We start from the raw sequence: 427 nt of genomic DNA on the forward strand, positions 1-427 counted from the left end.
TCTTGAAGGATAAGCAGTGATGAAACGCACGGTCGCCATCGGCTTCATCGGCGCCACCCTCGACCGTCTCGGCAAGGGCGCGGCGCGCTGGCAAAAGTGGCGGCCGAGCATCGGCCTGTGCCAGCAGCCGGACCTGCTGATCGACCGCCTCGAACTGATCCACGGCAACGACGCCCGCGACCTCGGCCTGGCCGAGCGGATTCGCGCCGACATCGCCGCGGTGTCGCCGCATACCGAGGTCCGCCTGCAGCAGATGGAACTGCGCAACCCCTGGGACTTCGAGGAGGTCTATGGCGCCCTGCACGATTTCGTCAGCGCCTACCCCTTCGACACCGAGCGCGAGGACTACCTGGTGCATATCACCACCGGGACCCATGTCGCGCAGATCTGCTGGTTCCTCCTTACCGAGGCGCGCTACCTGCCGGCC

At 66.5% G+C, this 427-nt stretch carries 1 protein-coding gene; it reads left to right on the forward strand.

Annotated features, from left to right (window positions below):
• Positions 1 to 19 precede the first annotated feature (19 nt).
• The coding region (locus ETC00_RS20030) for an RNA repair transcriptional activator RtcR family protein (RefSeq protein WP_253264357.1) at positions 20 to 427 on the forward strand (408 nt) is incomplete at its 3' end.

The sequence above is a fragment of the Brevibacillus sp. MCWH genome (assembly GCF_013096935.1).
In the GTDB taxonomy this organism is placed as follows: Bacteria; Bacillota; Bacilli; order Brevibacillales; family Brevibacillaceae; genus Brevibacillus; species Brevibacillus aydinogluensis.